Consider the following 18,925-nt stretch of genomic DNA (forward strand, 5'->3'; position numbering starts at 1 on the left):
AATTGCTTGAAATAAAATTTGATATGCGATTACTACTTGTTTTTATCTGTTTGTGTTGTTTCAGTTGTAAAGTTGAAAAAAATGTAAAAAATGTTGCACCAAACCTAGCACTAGAAAAGAGAATTAGGCCTGTTCATGATACGATTGGTTTTACAAAATACAATTGGCAATTAGATTCTATTTATAACCGTTTAGGTATTCAGGATTCTAAAAATAATTTGCAATGGAAAGCTGCTATAAGTCCGCATGACGATTATAAATACGCTGGACGTTTGTATTACGAATCGCTTAAAGGAATTAATGCCAACACGATTATTTTAATTGGTGTTGCACATCGCGCTCGAAACTTTACCCTTCAAGACAAAATCATATTTGGAGATTTCACACATTGGAAATCGCCTTATGGTGATTTAAAAGTGTCTGATTTAAATGCTGAAATTATGGCGCAACTACCAAAATCTTCCTACCTAGTTCATAACGATATGCAAGAGTTAGAACATTCACTAGAAGCTATCGTACCTTTTTTACATCGCAAAAACAAGAAACTACAAATAATTCCAATTCTAGTGCCTTATATCAATTACGAAACAATTGATAGCATTAGCGGAGCTCTTTCTGATGTGGTGTCAAAAATTTTAAAACAAAAGCATCTTAAATATGGAAAGGACGTCGCAGTTGTCATTTCTAACGATGCGGTGCATTATGGTACTGAAAATTGGAGTGGTGATTTAGCCCCTTTTGGAGTTGATGATGCAGGTACTAAAAAAGCAAGAGCTCTAGATATGGAAATTATTGAGACGTGTTTAGTAAACGAAATGAATTCTGAAAAAATAAAAACATTTACAGAATACACCGTACAAAATACGGATTACAAAGAATATAAATGGGTTTGGTGTGGTCGTTATACTGTGCCTTTTGGAGTGAGTTTTGCCAATAAATTAAATCAAGCATTATACAACAAACCTTTGACAGGAACATTTTTAGGTTACGCATCAAGTATAGATCATGACCTTATAAAAGTAGAAGATTTAGGAATGGGAACTACAGCTATAGCCACTCAAAAACACTGGGTCGGATATGCGAGTATAAAATATGAATAGAGAAATGATCCAGTAGCATGAGAAAATTAATTAAGTAGAAATCGGTCTGCACTGGCGCTCGTTTACAACAAGTGCCAACTCAAAATATAAAAACAAATCATAGCGTTTGCAACGCAGCTAACTAGTATAAAATATTTTTAAAAAATGCACTTGCTCGCTAGGCTCAAAACTTTTGAGCTTTAGTCAAAAGAAAAAAAAAGATGAAAGAAATAGATAAAATAGCTTTAATAAAAATTGAAAACGGCCAAATTTTAAGCACTAAATCAAAAGGTAAAAACAAATATTATATACCCGGAGGCAAAAGAGAAAATAATGAAACCGATGAACAAACTTTAATCAGAGAAATTCAAGAAGAATTAAGTGTTGAAATAATAAATGAATCTATTAAATATGTTGGGACTTTTAAAGCGCAATCACACGGAGCTATTGAGGGAGTAATTGTAAAAATGACGTGTTACAATGCTGATTACATTGGAGAACCGAAAGCCAATAATGAAATTGAAGAAATAAAGTGGTTAAATTATACAGATTTAGATATAATATCAGAAGTTGATAAAATTATCTTTAAACATCTGAAAGAAAACGGATTATTAATTTAAGTCGAAATAAAAATTTACTTAGAAAATGCCGATTATCTAATTCAAGTTTCCATTGATTCCCGATTACAAAGTATCCTTGAAATTATTTTAATTTTTTGTAAATGCTATCCTAATGTCTCTGACTTTGCGCAATTTTAAAAATTTGTGTTTACACCGATAAGAACGCAATCAAAAGAAAATACAAGATATAATTGATTCGACCGCTACTATAATAAAAGATAAAAATGACACAGATATTCAACATAAAAAATGGACAAATTGTTTTTGAAACCGATAAAATTAGAATTTCGGACAATTCAAAGAAAAATAATCTTATTATGTTAATCAGTGCAGGTATTTGGACAATATTTGGTACTTTATCGGTTATGAGATATTTCAAAACTGGCGACCAGTTCTTACTTTGGACAGGTTTATTTATTGGAATAGGTCATTTCGTGTTTTTTATACTAAGTTTATTTCGGTCAAATCAGAATGAAATTTTATTTAATTATATAAAGTCAATAAAAATCAAACAACGATTTGGAAATAAATTTTTGGACATAAGACTAAAAAATAATAGACTCAGGAGAGTCATTGGTGTAGAGAATTCAGTAGAACTTAAAGATTACATCAAATCAAATATTGAGAACAAGATAAACTACGCCATTTAACAGCTAATGTCTCATTGTATTTGCAACGCAAACAATAACAATGTCATAACGCAACCAAATACCCTTTTTGCTATCTTTATAAAAACATTTTGCAATGAAAAAAATAGTACTTCTCCTGCTGGCTTCATTTTTATTCATTTCTTGTTGGCCTACAACAGATAACGGTGAATTTGCTCAACAACAATACAAACCGGTGATTATTGCCCGCAGCACTCTGGAAAGTTCCATTGCTTTTCAAAATGCACAACCCATTATTAAATCAGGAAAAATTTATATCAAGGACGATTTAATGTTTATCAATGATGTCAATAAAGGTTTTCATGTTTATGATTATTCAGATTCTAAGAAACCAATCCGACTCCATTTTATAAAAGCTCCGGGAGCGACTGACTTAGCTATCAAAGGAAATACAGTGTACATCAATCAAGCAGTCGATTTAGTTACTGCCACTTTCAATCCTGCCACCAAAATTTTTACGGTTACCAACAGAAATAAAAATGTGTTTCCGCAAAAGCAAGCTCCAAATGGTTTGCATGGCTATACTAAAGAAAATGAAATAATAATCGATTGGACTTTAATTAAATAACAGATGAAAAAAATTATATCCTTCGTATTATTTGTGTTTATAATGGGTTGCTCAGACAGTGACAGCACTCAAAACGGCGATATTGGACAAGGCGGTTCACTTGCTGTTTTTGCCATAAAAGGGAATTATTTATACGGTGTTGACCAAATGAAATTGAATGTATTCTCATTAATCAATCCAGAAAAACCCGTAAAAGTCAATGAGATTACCATAGGTTTTGATATTGAAACCTTGTTTTCATACGGAGATAATTTGTTTATTGGATCTAGAAACGGAATGTTTATCTATTCGATCACCAATCCTGAAAATCCAACTAAATTATCGAGTGTGCAACACTTTACCGCTTGTGATCCTGTCATTGCAAATAGCACGCATTCCTATGTGACATTGAACTCGAACGCAACTTGTGGCAATAACACTAACGTTTTGCAGGTTTATGACACCAAAGATCTTACAAACCCAAAATTAATTCACAGTAGAACACTCTCGCAACCAAAAGGCATCAGTTTTTACACCGCGGATTATTTACTGGTTTGTGATGATGTTATCAAAATATTCAACATTCAAAATCCTGTTGAACCTGTTTTAGTGCATGCTATCGACAAAAATTGTTTTGATTTAATTATACGTGACAACACTTTATTTGCCATTGGGAACAAAGGCGTTTATCGTTATAAATTGAATCCAAATGACATAAAAGACATACAATTGGAGAGTGAAACAACGTTTTAACGTTGCTCAAAATATCGTTCTTCAATTCGCTTGATATCTTTTATCGAATTTTTGGCCCAAGCCAAACGCTTTTCTAAAATTTCATTTTCGGATAAATGCCAATCAATGTTTGAATTGCGCAATCGATTCGTTAGGTTTTGAATGATGATTGCCGCAGAAACCGATATATTCAAACTTTCTGTAAAACCTACCATCGGGATTTTTAGAAAACCGTCGGCGCGTTTCAAAATTTCTTCGGATAATCCGTCTCTTTCTGTGCCAAAAAATAAAGCGCTGGGTTTAGAAATATCAAAATCTTCCATCAAACAATCATTCTCATGTGGTGTAGTAGCAATGATTTGGTATCCTTTACTTTTTAATGTATCCACACAATTTGTAATACTGTCGAATGTATTGATGTCAACCCATTTTTGAGCACCCATCGCAATTTCCTTGTCTATACTTTTCCCGTAGCGCTGTTCGATAACGTTTAATTCCTGAATTCCAAAAATCTCGCAGCTACGCATTACCGCACTTGTATTGTGCATTTGAAAAATATCTTCAACAACAATCGTAAAATGTTTGGTTCTATTTTGTAATACTTTCAGAAATTTTTCTTTGCGGTTATCGGTTAAGATATTTTCTAAAAAAGCGAGATACTCTAAATCAATCATTGGGGATTATTTTTTTTGGCAAAAATAGTAAAAAGAAATAGCCCCTAATTCACTGATATATCATTTGTTTAGTACAACATAATCAAATAACCATTCAAGGAACAAAAATTAACCGCAAATTCGCAGATTTAATCGTTTATCTAATTCTAAAAAAATATGTGAATCTATGGCAAAAAAAAAAGTGTAAATACACTAATTTTAATTTCTATTAAATAATTTAAAAAATCAGCGTTTGAAAATCCGTTTCATCTGCGTCTAATAATAAATTACATGAAAAAGAAACTAGTAGTCCTAACCGGAGCGGGAATCAGTGCCGAAAGTGGTATTAAAACCTTTAGGGACAGTGACGGATTATGGGAAGGTCATAACGTGTTAGATGTGGCCACGCCAGAAGGTTGGAATAAAAACCCAGCTTTGGTACTTGATTTTTACAATCAAAGACGAAAACAACTTAAGGAAGTTACCCCTAATCTAGGGCATCAGATTCTTGCTGAATTAGAAAAGGATTTTGAGGTGCACATAATCACACAAAATGTAGATGATTTACACGAACGCGCCGGAAGCTCGAATGTGTTGCATTTGCATGGCGAATTATTAAAAGTTAGAAGCACAGAAAATCCAAATCACATCCTAGATTGGCAGGACGATCTGAATTTTGGCGATGTAGACGAAAATAAAAATCAATTGCGACCGCATATTGTTTGGTTTGGCGAAGAAGTTCCTGCGCTTGATGAAGCGATAATATTAACTCAAAATGCGGATTATTTTGCCGTCATTGGAACTTCGTTACAAGTCTATCCTGCGGCAGGATTAATCGATTTTACGACTCGGGAAACACCTATTTTTTATATTGATCCAAAACCTATAAAAATCCCAAATGTTAGAAACCCACTAGAAGTCATTCCAGAGGTAGCTTCAATAGGTGTAGCTGTTTTAAAAGAAAAATTGCTTAATAAATTGTAATGACAAAGACAATGGCAATGGCAATGGCAATGAAAAAATCAAAGACAACGGCAATGGAAATAAAAATGATAATAAAATAACAACTCCAATGTCAATGGCAATAAAAAAAAATAGTTTCAATAACAAATTCCCTCAAAAAATCTAAACTTATACCCCATAACTTGTAACTTATAACTATTTTTGTGCTTTTCGAACAAACAACTAAACAATGACTACTTTAAACGAATTGAACGCTATATCACCAATTGACGGAAGATATAGAAACAAGACTATTTCGCTGGCTCCATTTTTCTCTGAAGAAGCCTTAATCAAATACCGCGTATTGGTTGAAATTGAATATTTTATTGCTTTGTGCGAAGTACCTTTGCCACAACTTACAACCGTAAACCCTGATGTATTCGAGAGTTTACGTAACATTTATAAAAATTTCTCTACAGAAGATGCGCTTTGGATCAAAGAAACGGAGAAAGTGACCAACCACGATGTAAAAGCAGTGGAATATTTCATCAAAGATGCTTTTGAAAAATTAGGATTATCCCAATATAAAGAGTTCATCCACTTTGGATTGACTTCGCAAGATATTAATAATACAGCGATACCGCTTTCGACAAAAGAAGCTTTCGAGAAAGTGTACATGCATTCTTTGATTACATTAACATCAAAACTAAAAGATTTAAGTCTGGAATGGGCAGCTGTTCCAATGCTAGCTCGTACGCACGGACAACCAGCTTCCCCAACGCGTTTGGGTAAAGAAATTGGTGTTTTTGTAGAGCGTTTAGAGGAGCAAATGCGTTTGTTATTTAATATTCCTTTTGCAGCTAAATTTGGTGGTGCAACCGGTAATTACAATGCGCATCATGTGGCATATCCTCAAATTGATTGGAGAAAATTTGGTGGGAAATTCGTAGAGGAAAATCTTGGTTTACATCACTCCTTCCCTACTACACAAATTGAACATTACGATCATTTTGCAGCATTTTTTGATGCTTTGAAAAGAATAAATACCATAATTATAGATTTAGATAGAGATATTTGGACTTATGTTTCGATGGAATATTTCAAACAAAAAATCAAAGCGGGAGAAATAGGTTCTTCTGCGATGCCACATAAAGTAAACCCAATTGATTTTGAAAATTCAGAAGGAAATTTAGGAATTGCTAATGCAATTTTCGAACATCTTTCGGCTAAATTACCGTTATCAAGATTACAACGCGATTTGACGGACAGTACGGTTTTGAGAAATATTGGCGTACCAATGGGACATACGTTAATTGCTTTTGAAGCTACTTTGAAGGGATTAAACAAATTGTTACTGAACGAACCAAAATTTCACGAAGATTTAGAGAAAAACTGGGCAGTTGTTGCGGAAGCGATTCAAACAATCTTGCGTCGCGAAGGATATCCTAATCCGTATGAAGCCTTGAAAGGATTGACTAGAACCAATGAAGCGATTGATAAAAATGCAATTCATGGTTTTATTGCAACACTAGATGTTTCAGATGAAATTAAAGCTGAATTGATGCAAATCACTCCTAGCAACTTCTTAGGAATATAAGTTTATCATTCAGACAATTTAATTAAAAATTCTTAACGACTTTTTTTAAAATTAAATTCCTTAATTATATAACAAGCTAAAGTTGATTGCTATTCTTTTTTTATACTATTATCACTGAACAAAAATTATAAGCTCTAATCCTGTCAGAAAAAAGTGTTGATTTTATTTTGGCGGGATTTTCTTTTTTTTACTTGTCAAAAAAATTGAATCTTTTTAAATTATAAAAAATTAAGCAATATTTTATATCTTTCAATGCGGTTTTAAAACACTTTGAAAATTTGTGAATCAAATAAATAACCCAGTTGAACTTTTAAATAAAAAAGCAAAAAAAATTTATGTCAAAAAATAAAATCTTAATTCTATTTTCCCATCCCCTATTCGAAAAATCACATGCGAATAAAGAATTGGTGAAAAATATTCCAGAATCAGAAAACATAACTTTTCATGATTTATATGAGGAATATCCTGATTTTGATATAGATGTAAAAAAGGAACAATTGTTATTAAGCGAGCATAACATTATCATTTGGCATCATCCCATGTATTGGTACAGTTGCCCGCCACTGATGAAGCAATATATTGATATGGTACTGGAACATAACTGGGCTTATGGAAAAAAAGGTAAAGCATTGCAGGATAAAACTATTTTTCAAGTAATTACAACTGGTGGAGACAAAGAAAATTATTGTGAAACGGGAAGTGATCGCTATAGTATTCTTGAATTATTAGAACCTTTTAACCAAACTGCAAAAGTCTGCAATATGATTTACCTGCCTCCATTTGTTGTGCATGGAACCCACAATATGACTAAAGAAGACTATGAAAAAAACGGGATCATTTATGGTTATTTTCTCGACTATTTAGAAAACAGTAATTTAGATAACGACGAAATTTTGCAGTACCATTACTTTAATGAATGGTTTGCTACAATACAAATATAAGATGGATACCAATTTTTTACTTCAAGCAATTATTTACTTGTCAGCAGCAGTAATCTGTGTTCCTATTGCTAAAAAATTAGGCTTGAGTTCTATTTTAGGCTATTTATTAGCCGGAATAATCATTGGTCCATTTGTTCTTGGCTTTATTGGTCAAGAAGGTCAAGATATTATGCATTTTGCAGAATTTGGTGTGGTCATGATGCTTTTTTTAATTGGTCTTGAGTTAGAGCCAAGTAAATTCTGGAAAATGCGAAAATTCATTCTTGGAATGGGTTCCATGCAATTAATTGGAACCACTATAATTCTTTTTCTAGGATGCCTTTTGTTTATGGACTGGAAATGGGAAACAACATTAGCGATTTCTTTGGCACTCGCTTTATCTTCCACAGCCATTGTATTACAAACCTTAAAAGAAAAAGGATTGTCAAATACTTCTGTAGGACGTTCCTCATTTGCAATATTACTTTTTCAAGATATCGCCGTAATTCCAATATTAGCCTTTTTACCACTTTTGTCAACGGTAAATCTTGAGGCTGCAAATGATGCGCCACAGTCCTTAATTACTGGTTATGCGAGCTGGTTGCAAACAGTAATTGTAATTGGAATTATTTCAACAATCTATTTTGCAGGCCGTTTTTTGTTTGTTCCTTTATTGCATATAATCGCAAGAACAAGGTTACAAGAATTGTTCACCGCCTCAGCATTATTACTTGTGGTGGGTGTTTCATACATGATGCAATTAATAGGGTTAAGTCCCGCATTAGGTGCATTTATGGCAGGTGTAGTGTTAGCCAACTCTGAATTTCGTCATGAATTAGAAGGTGATATTGCACCATTTAAAGGATTGCTTTTAGGATTGTTTTTCCTGGGCGTAGGAGCTTCAATAAACTTCCAATTAATCGTTGACAATCCAATGTTTATTTTTGTTTTTGGAGCGATTCTAACTTTAGTAAAATTTATAGTTCTGTTTTTTACCAGTCGATATTATAAAAAGAAATTAGATCAAAATCTACTGTTAGCATTTGGTTTAAGTCAGGCAGGAGAATTTGGTTTTGTAATCATGAGTTTTTGCATGCAATTGAATATTATACCCAGTATTTTAGCCAATCAAATAATGGCAGTTATAGCCATGAGTATGGTTGCAACTCCTTTTTTATTGTTAATAAATGAGAGAATAATTTATCCAAACACCAGAAGTCAGGAAAAAGAAATAAAAAAAGACAATGATTATATCGATGAAGACAATCCCGTTATTATTGCTGGATTTGGTCATTTTGGCAGTACAATTGGACGTTTATTAAAAGCGAATAAAGTAAAATCAACTATTTTGGATAATGATTCCGATCGTATTGATGTTTTAAGGAAGCTGGGATTTAAAGTCTATTATGGTGATGCCACCCGATTAGAATTATTGAAGGCTGCTGGTTGCGAAAATGCAAAATTGTTTATTGCTGCGATAGATAATCCAACTGTGAATTTAAAAGTTATAGAAACTTTAAAAAAGCATTTTCCACATTTAAAAATCTTAACCCGAGCTAGAAATCGAATTGATGCCTATGAATTAATTGATCATAAAGTTGAAAATATCTATAGAGAAACTTTGTATAGTGCAGTAAATATGGGGGTAGATGCATTAGTAGAATTAGGTCATCGCAAATATACAGCAACCAGACAAGGACAACAATTTATAAAGTACGATGAAATTACTACCCGAAAACTAGCCGAAAAACGGCACGATAAAATGGCTTACATGATAACTATAAAAGAAGAAATTGAATTACAGGAACAATTATTAAAGAGTGATATTTATTCTCAAATTGCTGCAACCAATCATAGTTGGGATAGCGAGCATTTGAAAGACAATCTAGCTGACTAGTCTGATTCACCTGAATAAGTAAAATACAGTACAATTCATTTGAGTGTAGCTTCTTAAAATATCAATTAAATCATATTTTTTTTTAATTTCATAAAAGCTTCTAATAAAAATATCGCTTATACGGTTTTGGAATGTAATTCTAAGGAGCCCTTAAGTTTTTAATCCATAACTTCGTATATCCTAAGATAAAGCCCTATAAAAAAAGTATTGTTGGTATATTTGAATATCAGTAATTTGAAAATTTGGTTATTTTTCTTAAAATAGAATATGATTAGTATTCAAAAAAAACAAGTTTCACTAAAGTAGGATAGTAGCACTTGTTGTCAATTTATGGTAACCAATAAAATTTAATAAGATTAAACAAACTATCATTAACAGAAAGAAAAGGTAAATCCTAAAACCTAAAAAGCAGGAATAAATTAAAATCCAATTAAAAATGAAAACGATAAAAAAAGCATTCGTAGGAACAATAGCTTTATTTCTAACCTCTTGTGCATCAACTGCTAAGTTCCCTGTGTCAAGTGTAACTCCAGCAGCAGAAATAGTGGCTAAAATGAAAAAAGACAAGAACGACAACGCTGTAATTGTTGTTACTGCTAAGAATTTGGCCAGCGCTGACAGACTAAATCCACCAAAGAATAATTATGTGGTTTGGATTGTAACCGAGGATAACGGTACCAAAAACATTGGTCAGCTAATGAATAAAAACGCTAACAAATCCGTTCTAACAACAAGTACTCCTTTTAAAGTTAAAGAAATATACATAACAGCTGAAGAGCAAGGTAATATTTCGTATCCTTCCGGTATTGAGATTTCTAGAACTTCTTTTTAAAACAAATTACAATAACCAATTTATAATTTATAAATAATCAAAGATAAACACTAGGTATTAAAAATTTGAATTCTAGATAAGATAAACAGGTTATTAAAAAAAGGCTGTCCAAAAATTGAATTTTAGACAGCCTTACTTATTTTAAAAACACAAATTATCTAGAATAATTTGGGGCTTCTTTTGTGATAGTAACATTGTGAGGATGACTTTCGTTGATTCCGCTCGCGGTAATACGAACAAAACGACCTGTTTCTTGCAAAGTAGGGATATCTTTAGAACCACAATACCCCATTCCTGCACGAAGACCACCTATGAATTGTTGCATACTTTCGTTCAATTCTCCTTTGTAAGGAACACGACCTACAATTCCTTCCGGAACCAGTTTTTTTACATCATCTTCAACATCTTGAAAATATCGGTCTTTTGAACCTTCTTGCATAGCTTCAACAGATCCCATCCCTCGATATGACTTGAATTTTCTTCCTTCGAAAATGATAGTTTCACCTGGAGATTCCATAGTACCGGCTAATAATGACCCTAACATTACACAATCAGCACCTGCAGCAATTGCTTTAGGAATATCTCCTGTGTAACGAATTCCACCATCTGCAATTACTGGAACTCCCGTTCCTTTGATTGCCGCAGCGACTTCAAGAACAGCAGAAAACTGAGGAAAACCAACACCTGCAACAATACGAGTCGTACAAATAGAACCTGGGCCTATCCCTACTTTTACTCCATCAGCACCATTTTCAACAAGATATTTTGCAGCTTCAGCGGTAGCAATATTTCCTACAATTACATCTAAGTCAGGGAATTTAGCTTTCACTAATTTTAGAACATCAACCACTCCTTTTGTATGTCCGTGAGCGGTATCGATTATAACTGCGTCTACTCCAGCATTGACTAAAGCAGTTGCTCTATCAACAGCATCAGCAGTTACACCTAATGCAGCAGCTACACGTAAACGGCCGTATTTATCTTTGTTTGCATTGGGTTTTTGTGTCAATTTAGTTATGTCTCTAAATGTAATCAAACCCACTAATTTATAATCTGCATTTACAACCGGTAATTTTTCGATTTTATAACCTTGCAAAACTACTTCTGCTTGTTCAAGTGAAGTACCTTCAGCTACAGTAACTAAATTTTCACTAGTCATAACTTCAACAATAGGTCTAGAACTATTTTTTTCGAAACGTAAATCTCTATTAGTAACAATTCCTTTCAGGATTTTATTTTCATCTACAATAGGAATACCACCAATACCAAATTCCTTCATCGCACTTTTAGCATCTGCAACTGTAGAAGTCAATGGTAAAGTAACTGGATCGATAATCATTCCAGACTCAGCACGTTTTACTTTTCTAACTTTCGCAGCTTGTTGCTCGATAGTCATATTTTTATGCAAAACACCTATTCCACCTTCTTGCGCCATAGCAATTGCCATCGCACTTTCGGTAACGGTATCCATAGCTGCGGATACAATAGGAACATTTAGTGTTATATTTCTTGAAAATTTAGATTGAATACTCACTTCGCGAGGAAGCACATTTGAGTAGTTAGGAACTAATAGAACATCATCGTAAGTTAATCCTTCACCGATAATCTTAGAGTTGTGTGCGATCATTGCAATTGTAGTTGGAGTTTAATTGCGTGCAAATATAGATAATTCTAAGCAAAAAATCGCTATCATTTCCCAATAAATAATTAAATTGCAGTTCAAAGTCAATTCTTTGGTTATAAATTACCCCTTGCTTTCCAACTCGGAAAATCCATTTAATTTATTTTGCTATGATAGAAACTCAACAAGAATTAAAAGGACTTTCAAATGAGGCCGTTTTACTTTCGAGAACGAAAAATGGTTCAAACGCTATAGTGAATCAGAAAAAAAATCAGTTCTTGAAATCACTTTTCGAAATGGTATTGGAACCTATGTTCCTATTATTACTAACTGCAACGAGCATTTATTTTATTACTGGTGATTATGGAAACGGAATTTTCATGATTGTCGCTATCGTATTGGTTTCCGCAATATCACTATATCAGGAATCCAAAAGCAGAACAGCTATTGAAGCGTTAAAAAAATTATCCCAACCTAAAAGCAAAGTCATTCGCAATGGAGAAATCACTGAAATTCTAAGCGAAGAAATTGTTGTTGGCGACCTCATCCAAACGGAAGAAGGAACCTTTATTCCTGCCGATGGCATTATTCTTAAATCCAATGATTTTGCAGTTAATGAATCTATTCTTACCGGAGAATCAATGGCAGTTTTTAAAAATGAAACTGCCGAAAACAACACCGTTTTTCTTGGAACTATTGTAACTAGTGGTTTAGCAATTTGTGAAGTAACTGCTATAGGCAACAAAACCCAACTGGGAAAAATAGGCAAAAGTCTGGAGGCGATTGTAGAAGAAAAAACGCCGTTACAAATCCAAATGGGAAATTTCGTCAAAAAAATGTCTTTTGTTGGTTTAGTAATTTTTGGTTTTGTTTGGGTTATCAATTATTACAATTCCAATAATGTTTTAGACAGCCTGCTAAAAGCACTTACTTTAGCCATGAGCATTATTCCTGAGGAAATTCCAGTGGCTTTCACCACCTTTATGGCACTGGGTTCTTGGCGCTTAATGAAAATGGGAATCATCGTAAAACAGACAAAAACGGTAGAAACCTTAGGGAGCGCAAACGTAATTTGCACAGACAAAACGGGAACAATCACCGAGAACAAAATGAGTTTAGCACAATGGTACACATTATCTGATGATACTATTAAAGGAAGCAATACTGATGAAACTAATACTAATAATGACATTGAATTACTGAGTCTCGCCATGTGGGCCAGCGAACCCATTCCGTTTGACGCAATGGAAATTGCATTGCATGAAGCGTATTCAAAGTTGAAAATAAAAGATGAACGCCCTAATTTTAAATTGGTTCATGAATATCCATTGGATGGAAAACCACCGATGATGACGCATATTTTCGAAAATAATAATGGAACGAAATATATTGCTGCCAAAGGAGCTCCCGAAGCATTAATAGCGACTTCAAACGTATCCGAAAACGAAAAACAACAAATTTTATCTGCAATGACTAGAATGGCTTTGCAAGGATATCGGGTATTGGGTGTTGGTTTAGCCGAATTTTCAGGTACTAATTATCCTAAAAAGCAACAGGAATTCTCGTTTCATTTCAAAGGATTAGTCGCTTTCTATGATCCTCCAAAAGCAAATATAAAAGCCGTATTCGAAACTTTTTATAAAGCCGGAATTCAAGTCAAAATAGTCACTGGCGATAATGCCGAAACAACAGCTACAATTGCCAAACAAATTGGCTTTAGAAATGCGGATAAAACGCTCAATGGTGATGAGTTAATGGCCATGGATGATGCTACACTTCGAGAAAAAGTAATGGAAACATCTATTTTTACCAGAATGTTTCCCGAGGCTAAACTCAAAATTATAAAAGCACTAAAAGACAACAATCAAATTGTAGCCATGACAGGCGATGGCGTAAATGATGGACCTGCTTTAAAATCAGCACATATAGGAATTGCAATGGGAAAAAAGGGAACCGAGATTGCCAAAGAAGCTGCAAATCTAATTCTAATTGATGATGATTTTTCGAAAATGATTGACGCCATCGCCATGGGCAGAAAAATATATAATAATCTAAAAAAAGCCATCCAATATATCATTTCCATTCACATTCCAATTATCATGATTGTGCTTATTCCTTTGGCTCTAGGTTGGATATATCCGAATATTTTTTCTCCGGTTCATGTCATCTTTCTGGAGATAATCATGGGACCTACGTGTTCTATAATTTATGAAAATGAACCTATGGAACGCAACTTAATGCTGTTACAACCCAGACCATTTACCAATACTTTCTTCAAACTTAAGGAAGTTACCATCAGTATTATTCAGGGACTTGTCATTACTTTAGGACTTTTGTTAGTATATCAATATTGTGTAGGTACAGGTTGTTCGGAAAGCGCAACGAGAACGGTTGTATTTCTTACCTTGATTTCGTCTAATATTTTTCTGACGCTAACAAATCGATCTTTTTATTACTCGATATTTACTACATTAAAATACAAAAATAATTTGGTGTTAATGATTATCAGCATAACCATTCTAATTACCGCTTCCTTATTATTTGTGCCTTTTTTTGCAGCTTTTTTTGAATTCGAAAAGGTTTCTGGATTCCAAATAGGGTTGAGTATTATTGTAGGGTTAGTTTCAGTTTTATGGATAGAAATTTACAAAGGATTTAAAAGACGAAAAGTACAATTTTCAGAATAAAATTATTTTTTTTTATCCTTGAAAACTACATTAAGTCCAACCTGAAAAGAAAGGCTATTTGCTTTAGTAATATCGCGATATTCCAAAAGATTATCAGCAAGAACATAGAAATTTACCGGTCCAATCATACTAGACAATCCCAATCCTATATTTTTATAGGAATAGGAATCTATGGTGTAAGTCCCTTTCATTTGCAAAGAATTGAATATCTTTCTTCTGTAATACGTGGTAAAAGCTACTAAAGGCGTTCTAGGGGTAGACATTACAAATAATTGAGCACCTATAGCGCTTTTATAAATAGTTTCAGGATCATAATTAAGACAGTTACAATCTTCAGATACTTCTTCTTCGAATGAAAACTGAATCGAAGTATTAAATTTTGTTGGCCTTAGAGTAGTATAATCGGTGTACAAAGTATCTAAAGGGACGGCATCCTTAAATTCCTCATAGTTATCTTCTGCTGTATTTCCAAAACTAAAGTTGGGAATAACTCCCTCATATCTATAAGTACCTTTAAAAGTCAAACTTTCTACTTCTTTAGTATGTTTTATAAAACCCAGATCTATTACACTTGCCGTTAATTGAATATTTTTCTTTGGATAATAAGTAATCCCAGCATCAAATCCCAAACCTAAATTACCTCCTAAAAAGGTTCTTTTAGTGATATCTTTAATCACATTTGGATCATAATCTTGATTATCATAATTAGCAATCCCTGAAGTATTCAATTGCAAATCGGAATAAATCACTTGTTCATAAACCCCTTGTGAGGAAGGAATAGTATAAATATATCCTGAATTATTCGTAGAATTGACATTATAAATGCTGGAATAAATTTTTCCTCGAGCTCCTAGAATTAATTTTTCATTTACCTTTTTATGAAATCCCAGATGAAAAACCGAAAGCATTTCTGCTTTTAGATTCAAATCCCCTAAATTGAATACTTTACCCAAATAATCTCTATTTCCGTCTAATGCCAAAATTGCAATATCTTTAGGAAAATAACTCATAAAATCAAATTCCTGATACATCCCAAAAGAAATATAGGAATCTCCTTTCTCTCCCGCTATCTTAAAACCACCATTAAATAATTCTATTTGTTCGTTTAGGGCTATTCTATCATTACGTGTTGTGGAGAATACTACATTTCGCAATTTTACATTAAAATCTACTCCATTATCAGCAAATAAATCATACGCAGAGAATCCGCTCGAACCAACATTTGTAGAAATACCCGACAATAAAGGAACCCCAAAATACCAATTATACTTCACATCAGAGCCCGGATTTGTCAATAAAGACTGGGGCACCGAAGTGAAATTATATAAAATTTGTTTGTTTTGTGAAAAACTATCTACTGTTAGAAATAGAACAAAAATCAAAAGTGTTTTTTTCATTCTACTACAAAATAAGCGGTTACTCCTGAACGTAATTTTAGACTACCTACACTGCTTTCGCTTAATGGAGGTCCAGGAAACATAATAAGTGTAAAGTTTATTTTAGTTGTTCTTTTTAATAAATTTAATGCCGCATTTTGAAATATTTCAGTTTTACGGACTACATTCTCTGTTCCAGAGTATGCAGGTATGAAAAAATTTGAAAAATGTACTGGCTGATTATTTCTATCTAAAAATATTAAGTCAACTCTGTAACTTCTATTTATAGTATTATTAACTTCAAAAAAAAGGTCAACTTTATTCAACTTATCTGTAAAAAAATTTTCACTGAATACATCAACAGTTGGCGCATCAAAAAATACGTTTTGTTCTACTCCTCCATTAACAAACTCATTGGCCTGAGCATCAAAATACGCGAAATTTGAGATAATTACAGGTTCTAATCTTAAATCATTAACTTGGTTGTAATCTAAATCACTTGCGCATGAAGACAAAAATAAATTTAGAATTACTATCGTGAAGATGCTATGTATGGCCCTTATTTTCATCTTTTAGCGTATTAAAAGTTAATGGGAAAACTAAATAACTAACGTATCATTTTCAAACTTATTATTTTAAGATACAAAGTTCAACTACTAGTATCATTTTTTTAATTTTAATGAAACTCGCCAAACAACTTAGAAGCCTCATTGTAAGCGCTTTCAAAACTAGTAGGACTCATGTCAGTTATCTCTTTTTGAGCTGTAAAATAAGACAATAATTTCTCCGTAGGCATATTACCCGTTAAATCGTCTGTTGCCATAGGACATCCTCCAAAACCTTGAATGGCGCCATCAAAACGACGACAACCAGCTTTATAAGCCGCATCAATTTTCTCAAACCATTTATCTGGTGTGGTATGTAGATGCGCTCCAAATTCTATTTTAGGATATTTTGGAATTAAATTCGAAAACAAATACGAAATCACATCTGGTGTTGAACTTCCTACCGTATCCGATAGCGAGAGAATTTTGACTCCCATCAATGCTAACTTTTCAGTCCACTCGCCTACAATTTCTACACTCCAAGGGTCGCCATAAGGATTACCAAATCCCATAGAAAGGTAGGCTACCACTTCTTTGTTTCTTTTATCAGCAATTTCTAAAATTTCCTGTAAAGTGATTAATGATTCGGCTATGGTTTTATGGGTATTTCGCATTTGGAAATTCTCAGAAATAGAAAATGGAAAACCCAAATATTGTATTTCTGGATGAACTGCAGCGAGAGTTGCACCTTGTGTATTGGCAATAATAGCTAAGAGTTTACTTTTGGTTTGAGACAAATCTAATCGTGCTAAAACTTCGGCAGTATCCTGCATTTGCGGGATTGCTTTTGGAGAAACAAAACTTCCAAAATCAATACTATCAAAACCTACACGTAATAATGATTGAATGTAGGATACTTTTCTTTCCGTAGGAATAAATGGTTTAATGCCTTGCATGGCATCACGTGGACATTCTATAATTTTTATTGGCTCCATAGAAAGCCAAAGATAATAAAGTAATTGTTTTTACGAAATCGTTTTTTCTGTTTAACACAAAATTTAAAAATTCCAAAAAACAGTAATAATCAATCACACTTTTATTAAATGACTTTTACAAAAAAGGGTATTATTTTTGGCTTTTGCTCCAGTTAAGATTATGACATCCTTTTTAGCAAAGCTTTATTGATTGCGGTAACAAGTGCCGGTCCTTCATAGATAAAACCGGTGTATAATTGCACTAAACTTGCTCCGGCATCTAATTTCTCAATTGCGTCCTCTGCCGTATGAATTCCTCCTACTCCAATAATAGGGAAGGCTTTATTACTTTTTTCAGATAAAAATCGGATGACTTCAGTAGAACGTTTTGTTAATGGTTTTCCTGAAAGTCCGCCCATTTCGGCTTTGTTTTCGGATTGTAAATCTTGTCGAGAAATTGTGGTATTAGTGGCAATAACTCCCGCAATTTTGGTTTCTTTTACTATATCAATAATGTCAAGCAACTGCTCATCAGTCAAGTCTGGCGCAATTTTTAGCAATATTGGCTTTTGTTTTGGCTTAGCCAAATTCTTATTCTGAAGCGTTTGCAACAATTGTGTCAATGGTTCTTTATCTTGTAAGGCACGAAGGTTTGGAGTATTTGGAGAACTTACATTTACCACAAAATAATCAACATAATCAAATAAAGCATCAAAACAAATTTCGTAATCAGAAGTTGCTTCTTCGTTTGGAGTCAGTTTATTTTTTCCAATATTTCCCCCTATCAGGACATCTTTATTTTCTTTTAGTCGTTCCACAGCTTTCAGAACTCCACCATTATTAAATCCCATTCGGTTGATAATAGCGCTATCTTCTTTCAAACGAAACAATCGTTTTTTAGGATTACCTTCCTGACCTTTTGGCGTAAGCGTTCCTATTTCGATAAAACCAAAACCAAAATTAGATAGCTCTTTATACAACATAGCGTCTTTATCAAACCCCGCTGCAAGTCCCACTGGATTTCTAAATTTTAATCCAAAAACCTCAGTTTCTAATCTGGAATCATTGACTTCGTAAAGCGATCTAAAAAGATTAGTAAAACCCGGTATTTTCGAAAAAAAGCGAATTAATGAAAATGTAAAATAATGAACTTTTTCAGGATCAAACAAAAATAGGAAAGGACGAATGAATACTTTATACATGGTTGTAGTGTTGTGAGTGCAAAAATAGAACTA

General features: G+C 33.3%; 17 protein-coding genes. 11 read left to right on the forward strand and 6 right to left on the reverse strand.

The window, feature by feature from the left end; genetic code table 11:
* Nucleotides 1-23: 23 nt before the first annotated feature.
* The 5 genes from amrB (at nt 24) to DFR66_RS03160 (ending at nt 3,667) form a co-directional block, all read left to right on the forward strand.
* The gene (amrB, locus tag DFR66_RS03140) at nt 24-1,100 is read left to right on the forward strand and encodes an AmmeMemoRadiSam system protein B (RefSeq protein ID WP_114753380.1); all 1,077 of its coding nucleotides are present in this window, start codon (nt 24-26) and stop codon (nt 1,098-1,100) included.
* 200 nt (nt 1,101-1,300) lie between these two features.
* Nucleotides 1,301-1,699, forward strand: coding sequence for an NUDIX hydrolase (locus DFR66_RS03145; protein WP_114753381.1), 399 nt, complete (start codon nt 1,301-1,303; stop codon nt 1,697-1,699).
* A gap of 224 nt (nt 1,700-1,923) precedes the next feature.
* Nucleotides 1,924-2,349 (forward strand): hypothetical protein, encoded by a 426-nt coding sequence (locus DFR66_RS03150; RefSeq protein WP_114753382.1) that lies wholly within the window; start codon nt 1,924-1,926, stop codon nt 2,347-2,349.
* A gap of 94 nt (nt 2,350-2,443) precedes the next feature.
* Complete coding sequence (locus tag DFR66_RS03155) at nt 2,444-2,935, forward strand: hypothetical protein (RefSeq protein ID WP_114753383.1); 492 nt, start codon at nt 2,444-2,446, stop codon at nt 2,933-2,935.
* A 3-nt stretch (nt 2,936-2,938) separates the two neighbouring features.
* Nucleotides 2,939-3,667 carry an LVIVD repeat-containing protein gene (locus DFR66_RS03160; protein WP_146841074.1) on the forward strand — a complete coding sequence of 243 codons (729 nt, stop codon included), beginning with the start codon at nt 2,939-2,941 and terminating at the stop codon, nt 3,665-3,667.
* On the opposite strand, the gene DFR66_RS03165 is transcribed toward DFR66_RS03160, so the two are convergent.
* On the reverse strand, nt 3,664-4,320 hold the full coding sequence (locus DFR66_RS03165) for a TrmH family RNA methyltransferase (RefSeq protein ID WP_114753385.1): 657 nt from the start codon (nt 4,318-4,320) through the stop codon (nt 3,664-3,666). The genes DFR66_RS03160 and DFR66_RS03165 overlap by 4 nt on opposite strands.
* 270 nt (nt 4,321-4,590) lie before the next feature.
* Between DFR66_RS03165 and DFR66_RS03170 the strand changes: the two genes are divergently transcribed.
* The 5 genes from DFR66_RS03170 (at nt 4,591) to DFR66_RS03190 (ending at nt 10,487) form a co-directional block, all read left to right on the forward strand.
* The gene (locus DFR66_RS03170) at nt 4,591-5,283 is read left to right on the forward strand and encodes an SIR2 family NAD-dependent protein deacylase (protein WP_114753386.1); all 693 of its coding nucleotides are present in this window, start codon (nt 4,591-4,593) and stop codon (nt 5,281-5,283) included.
* Nucleotides 5,284-5,491: 208 nt separating this feature from the next.
* Nucleotides 5,492-6,838: an adenylosuccinate lyase gene (gene purB / locus DFR66_RS03175; protein ID WP_114753387.1), complete on the forward strand. Its 1,347-nt coding sequence runs from the start codon at nt 5,492-5,494 to the stop codon at nt 6,836-6,838.
* Nucleotides 6,839-7,173: 335 nt separating this feature from the next.
* Entirely contained in the window at nt 7,174-7,779 is a 606-nt protein-coding gene (locus tag DFR66_RS03180) for an NAD(P)H-dependent oxidoreductase (RefSeq protein ID WP_114753388.1), read from the forward strand.
* Between the two features lies 1 nt (nt 7,780).
* Nucleotides 7,781-9,655, forward strand: a complete 1,875-nt coding sequence (locus DFR66_RS03185) for a monovalent cation:proton antiporter-2 (CPA2) family protein (RefSeq protein WP_114753462.1) — start codon at nt 7,781-7,783, stop codon at nt 9,653-9,655.
* Between the two features lie 436 nt (nt 9,656-10,091).
* Nucleotides 10,092-10,487, forward strand: a complete 396-nt coding sequence (locus tag DFR66_RS03190) for a hypothetical protein (protein WP_114753389.1) — start codon at nt 10,092-10,094, stop codon at nt 10,485-10,487.
* Nucleotides 10,488-10,641: 154 nt separating this feature from the next.
* Here the strand turns inward: DFR66_RS03190 and guaB are convergent, their stop codons facing one another.
* Nucleotides 10,642-12,114, reverse strand: a complete 1,473-nt coding sequence (gene guaB / locus DFR66_RS03195) for an IMP dehydrogenase (RefSeq protein WP_114753390.1) — start codon at nt 12,112-12,114, stop codon at nt 10,642-10,644.
* Nucleotides 12,115-12,278: 164 nt separating this feature from the next.
* Between guaB and DFR66_RS03200 the strand changes: the two genes are divergently transcribed.
* Nucleotides 12,279-14,795 carry a cation-translocating P-type ATPase gene (locus DFR66_RS03200; RefSeq protein WP_114753391.1) on the forward strand — a complete coding sequence of 839 codons (2,517 nt, stop codon included), beginning with the start codon at nt 12,279-12,281 and terminating at the stop codon, nt 14,793-14,795.
* A gap of 2 nt (nt 14,796-14,797) precedes the next feature.
* Here DFR66_RS03200 and DFR66_RS03205 read toward each other — a convergent pair whose 3' ends face one another.
* The 4 genes from DFR66_RS03205 to DFR66_RS03220 all read right to left on the reverse strand — a co-directional run bounded on the left by DFR66_RS03205 (nt 14,798) and on the right by DFR66_RS03220 (nt 18,892).
* Complete coding sequence (locus DFR66_RS03205; protein WP_114753392.1) at nt 14,798-16,192, reverse strand: DUF5723 family protein; 1,395 nt, start codon at nt 16,190-16,192, stop codon at nt 14,798-14,800.
* Complete coding sequence (locus DFR66_RS03210) at nt 16,189-16,740, reverse strand: hypothetical protein (RefSeq protein WP_114753393.1); 552 nt, start codon at nt 16,738-16,740, stop codon at nt 16,189-16,191. The genes DFR66_RS03205 and DFR66_RS03210 overlap by 4 nt, the downstream gene beginning before the upstream one ends.
* A gap of 107 nt (nt 16,741-16,847) precedes the next feature.
* Complete coding sequence (locus tag DFR66_RS03215) at nt 16,848-17,711, reverse strand: hydroxymethylglutaryl-CoA lyase (protein WP_114753394.1); 864 nt, start codon at nt 17,709-17,711, stop codon at nt 16,848-16,850.
* Nucleotides 17,712-17,869: 158 nt separating this feature from the next.
* Nucleotides 17,870-18,892 carry a quinone-dependent dihydroorotate dehydrogenase gene (locus tag DFR66_RS03220; protein ID WP_114753395.1) on the reverse strand — a complete coding sequence of 341 codons (1,023 nt, stop codon included), beginning with the start codon at nt 18,890-18,892 and terminating at the stop codon, nt 17,870-17,872.
* Nucleotides 18,893-18,925: the final 33 nt, after the last annotated feature.

It is taken from the genome of Flavobacterium glaciei (assembly GCF_003350545.1).
GTDB classification, from domain to species: Bacteria; Bacteroidota; Bacteroidia; order Flavobacteriales; family Flavobacteriaceae; genus Flavobacterium; species Flavobacterium glaciei.